Consider the following 6,559-nt stretch of genomic DNA (forward strand, 5'->3'; position numbering starts at 1 on the left):
CACAGCGCATAAATTGGATATCGATGAATTCCGTTACAGTTATGTAACGGAATTTTTGTTTTCTAATATATTAAAAAACCACCGGATAACCGGTGGTTTTTCTGTTTTACACATTTCGCAACAACTTGGTTTGCTCCATATATTCGGCAATCCGTTTTATAAGAGGTTCGATACTTGCTTCATCCTGCATAAGATCATATTCGTTTATATTTAATCGAAGGACAGGGCAGGCGTTGAATTGATCGATCCATTCTTCGTAACGGCCATGCATTTCCTGCCAATATTCAATTGGGGTATGCTGTTCCATTGGACGGCCGCGCTCTTGGATCCGGTTGAGGATATCATCGAGCGAACCTTCGAGATAGATAAGTAAATCAGGGTGCGGGAAGTATGGCGTCATTACCATGGCATTGAAAAGGCTTGTATACGTTTCGTAGTCCACGTCATTCATCGTGCCTTTTTCATAATGCATTTTTGCAAATATCCCGGTGTCTTCATAAATGGAACGGTCTTGGATAAAACCGCCGCCATATTCGAAGATTTTTTTTTGCTCTTTAAAACGTTCAGCGAGGAAATAGATTTGCAGGTGGAAACTCCAACGATTAAAATCATCGTAAAACTTATCCAGGTAGGGGTTCGTATCAACCTTCTCAAATGATGTCCTGAATTGAAGGGCATCGGCTAACGCATTGGTCATGGTCGATTTTCCTACGCCAACCGTCCCTGCTATCGTAATGACGGCGTTGTTTGGAATATTATATTTCTTTCGTAAGTTCATTTGACTTTACTCCTTTGTGCAGGGCATTCTCTATTTGGCTGATTATCGTTTTCAAATCATCCTTGTTCCCGACAAAATCCAGCTCATCTCCGTTGAATGTAAGAACAGGGATGTCAGGGTGCTGTTTCTCGAATGTTTCCATGAATGTTCGATAATCCGCGGATAACTGCTCTAAATAAATGGAGGATATATTTTCTTCGATTTCCCGACCTCTTTTACCGATTCGGGAGAGAAGAGTATCAAGGCTTGCGTTTAAATAAATCACCATATTAGGTTCAGGCATATCCCGTGTTAAAATATTGAATATCTCAAGGTATTTATTGTATTGTTCGTTCTTTAACGTTCTTTCAGCAAATATCAAGTTCTTGAATATATGATAATCAGCCACTACGGCTTGGTCGTTAGTAAGATACTTTTTTTCGATATCTTCCAATTGTTTATAACGGTTACACAGAAAAAACATTTCTGTTTGAAAGCTCCACTCATCAATATCTTTATAGAATTTCCCGAGAAATGGATTTTCATCGACAATTTCCCTTAATAATGAAATTTGAAAATGATCTGCGATAACTTTTGCGAGTGATGTTTTTCCCACGCCGATTGGACCTTCGACAGTGATAAATGGGGTGGATTTCATCCAATCTGTCCTCCTTCATGAGGTATCAAGCTAAAATTCCCGGTCATAGGATTTTCGCCAAGAGATATTGTATCACAGACTTGGGACTTTAGTGACATTTTTGTCAGGTTGATAAAGAAAGAGAATGAAAGAGTGTTAATTGGGGAGGTATGTAGATTAATTCCTTATTCGATTGAATGCTTACATGTCTTCACCTTGTTTTATGGATGCCTTGAGAACATGGTTCATCATTTTTAATGCATAATGATTATCTTCCTTTGATGCAGAAGCAATGCAATCCTTCGGAATCCATAATTTATATTCCCGCATATAGGCATCATTGGCCGTGAATAGCACGCAGATGTTGCCAGCTATGCCAGTAATGATCAGGGTATCCACGTTTAATTGTTTAAGCAGTGTATTGAGTGCCGTCCCATAAAATGCTGAATGCTTCGGCTTGATGAGGAAAAATTCGTCCTGTTGCGGTTTTATTCTTTCGATTAATGAGGCATTACCTTCATTTTTACATTTATCAATGATTTTATCGAAGTCAGCCTGCCATAAATCATAATGATCATTGATATAAATGATTGGAAAACCTTTTTCTTTCATTTGCTTCTTTAATTTCAAGATCGGATCGACGATAAGTTTCGTATGTGAAAGGAGCATATTCCCGTATTTGAAGTCAAAGTCATTGATCATATCAATGATAAGCAATGCAAAGGAAGGCGATTCAGGTCGATTCATGGTATATCCTCCTGTATTATGAGAATTTACTTGCAGCACATATGCCGAATGCGTTACTATTCATTAGAATAAGTAGTATGACCTTTATTTTGTCTTATATTTGTCTGTTTACTCCTATTTAATATGAGGGGGTTTTTTTTTGAAGGATGATGTTCATTACATGAATTTAGCCTTAGAGGAAGCAAAAAAGGCGCGGCAATTGAATGAAGTGCCGATTGGCGCTTTAATCGTAATAGATGATCAAGTTATTTCGACGGGGCATAACCTGAGGGAAACGGAACAGAATGCGACGGCACACGCGGAGCTCCTTGCAATCAATGAGGCTTGCCGTGCTACTGGCAGTTGGCGTCTTGAAGATGCGACATTATATGTAACGCTGGAACCTTGCCCGATGTGTGCCGGTGCCATCTTGCAATCAAGGGTGAAAAGGGTTGTTTTCGGAGCGCATGATCCAAAGGCTGGCTGTGCAGGCACATTCATGGATTTACTTCGAGATGAACGCTTTAACCATCAATGTGATGTAACCAGCGGTGTATTGGGGGAAGAGTGCGGCTGGATTTTGACTTCTTTTTTTAAAGAGCTTAGGGATAGAAAGAAAACGTTGAAAAGAGAGCAGGCACTCAAGCTTGTTGAAGAAAATAAATAAGTGAAAACGAATGTTGAAGATGAATCTTTGCTTCATTTGATAAATTTGGAATTGAACTGTCCAAGAACAACACTTGCGTTTTTTTTGTTACCTTAGTATAATGAATTATGCGTCGTAATGACGCTTTGAAATTGGTATTACTTTTGCCGTGCTAGACGGGGAGGTAGCGGTGCCCTGTACTCGCAATCCGCTCTAGCGAGGTTGAATCCCTTCTCGAGGTTAGCATTCTGTAGGGCCTGCCTTAAGTAAGTGGCGTTGACGCCCGGGTCCTGCGCAATGGGACTCCATGAACCATGTCAGGTCCGGAAGGAAGCAGCATTAAGTGGAAGTTCTCATGTGCCGCAGGGTTGCCTGGGCCGAGCTAACTGCTTAAGTAACGCTTATGGTTGCTAATCGACAGAAGGTGCACGGCAGTTATTTTACATAAACAAAAAACTCATTCGTATCGGGTGGGTTTTTTTTTATGCCAAGAAGGTAAAGTGCTTGGTATTTTTGAAAAAAAATGAGGTAATGATGAAATTTCATTTTAGACTTTGATATTAAGGAAATCAGTAATGTATAATAAACAAGATGGAGAAAAGAAGGAGGGATTTCCGTGGGGTATCAAGCATTATACCGGGTATGGCGGCCGCAACAATTCATTGATGTAGTCGGACAGGAACATGTGACGAAAACGTTGCAGAATGCTTTGGTCGGGCAAAAGGTTTCACATGCCTATTTATTTTCCGGTCCACGTGGAACAGGGAAAACAAGTGCTGCCAAAATTCTAGCAAAAGCAGTGAATTGTGAGCATGCACCGACAAGTGAGCCCTGTAACGAATGTGCTACCTGCCGCGGAATCACCGATGGCTCCATATCAGATGTTATAGAAATTGATGCAGCATCCAATAATGGTGTCGAGGAAATCCGTGACATTCGTGATAAGGTCAAATATGCACCTAACGCGGTTACATATAAAGTTTATATCATTGATGAGGTACATATGCTTTCACAAGGGGCGTTCAATGCGCTTTTAAAGACATTGGAAGAACCTCCGAAGCACGTGATTTTCATATTGGCGACGACTGAGCCTCATAAGATTCCACTAACGATCATTTCCCGTTGCCAAAGGTTTGATTTTAAACGGATCCAGCCTCAAGATATAGTTGGCCGGATGTCACAAATCATTGCAGAAACAGGTGTTTCTTGTGATGAACAAGCCCTGCATATCATTGCGAGGGCAGCCGAAGGCGGGATGCGGGATGCACTAAGCCTTCTTGATCAAGCGATATCCTTCAGTTCGGAGACAGTTTCAGTGGAAGATGCATTGACTGTCACCGGATCTGTTTCGCAAGCGTTTTTAAGCCGGCTGGCAAAAGCTATATATGATAAAGAAGTAGCGGTGGCACTTGAAGTCCTTGAAGAATTGCTGGCCATGGGAAAAGACCCGGCTAGGTTCATAGAAGACATGATTTATTACTTCCGTGACATGCTTTTGTTTCAAACGGCACCGGCACTGGCAGAATCCTTCGAGCGTGTTTTGATAGATCCCCAATTCAAGGAATTGGCAGAAGTAATTTCTTCTGAATCGATTTACTCCATAATTGAAAGCTTCAATCAAACACAGCAAGACATGAAATGGACAAATCATCCAAGGATTTTCCTTGAGGTGGCACTTGTCAAGTTATGTAATGAGCAAAGGCCAAATCAAATTGATAACGGGCAGCTTCAACAGCTGCAGCAGAAAATAGAAGATTTAGAGAAGAAATTACTCGAAATGCAGAAAAACGGCATTCCGGCAGCCATGGCAGAAAAACCTGCAGAGCAGGCTAAGGCGCAAAGGGCCGTTAAAAAGTCATATAAAGCACCTGCCGGAAAGATCAATCAAGTTTTGAAACAAGCTACAAAGCCAGGTCTTAATGCTGTGAAAAGTAAGTGGGGGGAAGTGCTTGAACAGTTAGGTCTGCAAAACCAAAAGTCATTGGCAGCTTTATTAACGGAGGCAGAACCTGTTGCTGCGTCAACTGAAGCTTTTGTGGTAAAATTCAAATATGATATTCATTGTCAAATGGCAATGGAAAATAACCGTTTCGTGGAAGTGATAGCCTCGATCATGCAGCAATTGACCGGACACCGAATGGAGATAGCTGGAGTTCCGGAAAGCCAGTGGCAAAGGTTGCGGGAGGACTTCATCTCAACACAGCAGTTCGACGGTCCAGAAGAAACGGAATCAAAAGAAGAAGACCCCTTTATAGCAGAGGCTAGAAAATTAGTCGGCGATGATTTACTTGAAATTAAAGAATAATTGGAGGTAAGGAAAATGGGTATGCGCGGCGGTAATATGCAGAACATGATGAAACAAATGCAAAAGATGCAAAAGAAGATGGCAGAAGCACAAGAAGAATTAGGTGAAAAAAGGGTTGAAGGAACTGCCGGCGGCGGAATGGTAACGGTCATCGTGACTGGACATAAAGAAATAGTCGATGTAGTCATCAAACCGGAAGTTGTCGATCCGGATGATATCGATATGCTTCAGGATTTAGTGTTGGCTGCCACTAACGATGCTTTGAAAAAGGCGGAAGAAATGACAAACCAAACGATGGGACAATTCACTAAGGGAATGAACCTTCCGGGTATGTTTTAAGCAAGTTCAAAAGAAACTTCCTTTCAGGGGGTTTCTTTTGAAATTTTTAGGAGGAATTCGATGCATTATCCAGAACCAATTTCCAAGCTCATTGACAGTTTTATGAAATTGCCGGGGATTGGTCCTAAAACGGCTGCTCGATTAGCCTTTCATGTATTAAGCATGAAGGAAGATACTGTTTTGGATTTTGCAAAAGCACTTGTTAATGCTAAGCGGAATCTTATGTATTGCTCAGTCTGTGGTCATATTACAGATCAAGATCCCTGCTATATTTGCGAAGATCAAAAGAGGGACAGAAGTTTGATCTGTGTGGTTCAGGACCCGAAAGATGTTATAGCTATGGAAAAGATGAGAGAGTTCAATGGTTTATACCATGTACTGCATGGCAGTATTTCCCCGATGGACGGAATCGGTCCGGAAGATATAAATATTCCTGATTTATTAAAGCGCCTGCAAGATGAAACAGTGCTGGAGGTAATTTTGGCCACTAATCCTAACATTGAAGGTGAAGCGACAGCCATGTATATTTCCCGGTTGCTTAGACCATCAGGCATCAAAGTGACCCGAATTGCCCACGGACTTCCTGTTGGCGGAGATTTGGAGTATGCGGATGAAGTGACGCTATCAAAAGCAATAGAAGGAAGAAGAGAAATATAAGATAGCTGGGAGGACTTCACTTGTTCTTTCGTAAAAAAAAGAAACTTCGGAATGAATTCAATGATTCATTAATCGAAGAGCTTGAACAATTGAAATGGAATTGGCATAATCAAAAATCATTACTTGAAAAAAGCGTTGATCCATCTGAGGAAGTAATCGCCCAAACGAGACTGGCGGAAGTGAAATATTTCTACTTATTCAGGGAAGTTAAAAGAAGGAATGTTCGCTTAAAAAGATGATAAGGAAATGGCTGTGAAGGATTGTTTGTTCCTCATGGCCATTTTTTTCGGTTCTTAATCCAGCGTTTCCTTCATATAAGTTTAGTACAAGCTTGCGGGGAGGAATGAGTTTGGAACCAGTTGTCTTTGTTGCCATAGTTGGCGGCTTGATTTTAATGCTCCTCATTATCGGGGCCCCATTAAGACCTGTCCGGTTCATAGGGCAGGGCATTATAAAGGTCATTATCGGTGCAGCATTTTTGTTCTTTTTGAA

General features: G+C 41.2%; 9 protein-coding genes and 1 other RNA gene (1 of these 10 only partly in view). 7 read left to right on the forward strand and 3 right to left on the reverse strand.

The window, feature by feature from the left end; genetic code table 11:
• Nucleotides 1-106: 106 nt before the first annotated feature.
• From ACJ9PY_RS00090 to ACJ9PY_RS00100, 3 genes are all read right to left on the reverse strand, one after another.
• Nucleotides 107-778 (reverse strand): deoxynucleoside kinase, encoded by a 672-nt coding sequence (locus tag ACJ9PY_RS00090; protein ID WP_034316271.1) that lies wholly within the window; start codon nt 776-778, stop codon nt 107-109.
• Nucleotides 756-1,415: a deoxynucleoside kinase gene (locus ACJ9PY_RS00095; protein ID WP_063589582.1), complete on the reverse strand. Its 660-nt coding sequence runs from the start codon at nt 1,413-1,415 to the stop codon at nt 756-758. Before ACJ9PY_RS00095 ends, ACJ9PY_RS00090 begins: the two co-directional genes overlap by 23 nt.
• Nucleotides 1,416-1,595: 180 nt before the next feature.
• On the reverse strand, nt 1,596-2,141 hold the full coding sequence (locus ACJ9PY_RS00100; RefSeq protein ID WP_411739329.1) for an isochorismatase family cysteine hydrolase: 546 nt from the start codon (nt 2,139-2,141) through the stop codon (nt 1,596-1,598).
• Nucleotides 2,142-2,280: 139 nt separating this feature from the next.
• Here ACJ9PY_RS00100 and tadA point away from each other — a divergent pair, with 139 nt between their 5' ends.
• From tadA to ACJ9PY_RS00135, 7 genes are all read left to right on the forward strand, one after another.
• Nucleotides 2,281-2,787, forward strand: coding sequence for a tRNA adenosine(34) deaminase TadA (tadA, locus tag ACJ9PY_RS00105; RefSeq protein ID WP_255294719.1), 507 nt, complete (start codon nt 2,281-2,283; stop codon nt 2,785-2,787).
• Nucleotides 2,788-2,933: 146 nt separating this feature from the next.
• An RNA gene (gene ffs / locus ACJ9PY_RS00110) (signal recognition particle sRNA large type) lies at nt 2,934-3,198 on the forward strand.
• A gap of 184 nt (nt 3,199-3,382) precedes the next feature.
• A complete protein-coding gene (gene dnaX / locus ACJ9PY_RS00115) occupies nt 3,383-5,071 on the forward strand; it encodes a DNA polymerase III subunit gamma/tau (RefSeq protein WP_054398423.1) in 1,689 nt (562 codons plus the stop codon).
• Nucleotides 5,072-5,092: 21 nt separating this feature from the next.
• A complete protein-coding gene (locus ACJ9PY_RS00120; protein ID WP_048688709.1) occupies nt 5,093-5,410 on the forward strand; it encodes a YbaB/EbfC family nucleoid-associated protein in 318 nt (105 codons plus the stop codon).
• A gap of 60 nt (nt 5,411-5,470) precedes the next feature.
• Nucleotides 5,471-6,067, forward strand: a complete 597-nt coding sequence (gene recR, locus ACJ9PY_RS00125; RefSeq protein WP_034316264.1) for a recombination mediator RecR — start codon at nt 5,471-5,473, stop codon at nt 6,065-6,067.
• A 20-nt stretch (nt 6,068-6,087) separates the two neighbouring features.
• A complete protein-coding gene (locus ACJ9PY_RS00130) occupies nt 6,088-6,306 on the forward strand; it encodes a YaaL family protein (protein WP_034316261.1) in 219 nt (72 codons plus the stop codon).
• 104 nt (nt 6,307-6,410) lie between these two features.
• A protein-coding gene (locus tag ACJ9PY_RS00135; protein WP_370019689.1) for a pro-sigmaK processing inhibitor BofA family protein crosses the window boundary here: on the forward strand, nt 6,411-6,559 show its 5' portion. The gene runs 121 nt beyond the window's last position; the window shows 149 of its 270 coding nt (coding positions 1-149); its start codon is at nt 6,411-6,413; its stop codon lies beyond the right edge, outside the window.

The organism is Peribacillus sp. S4 (assembly GCF_046715815.1).
Classification (GTDB): Bacteria; Bacillota; Bacilli; order Bacillales; family DSM-1321; genus Peribacillus; species Peribacillus frigoritolerans.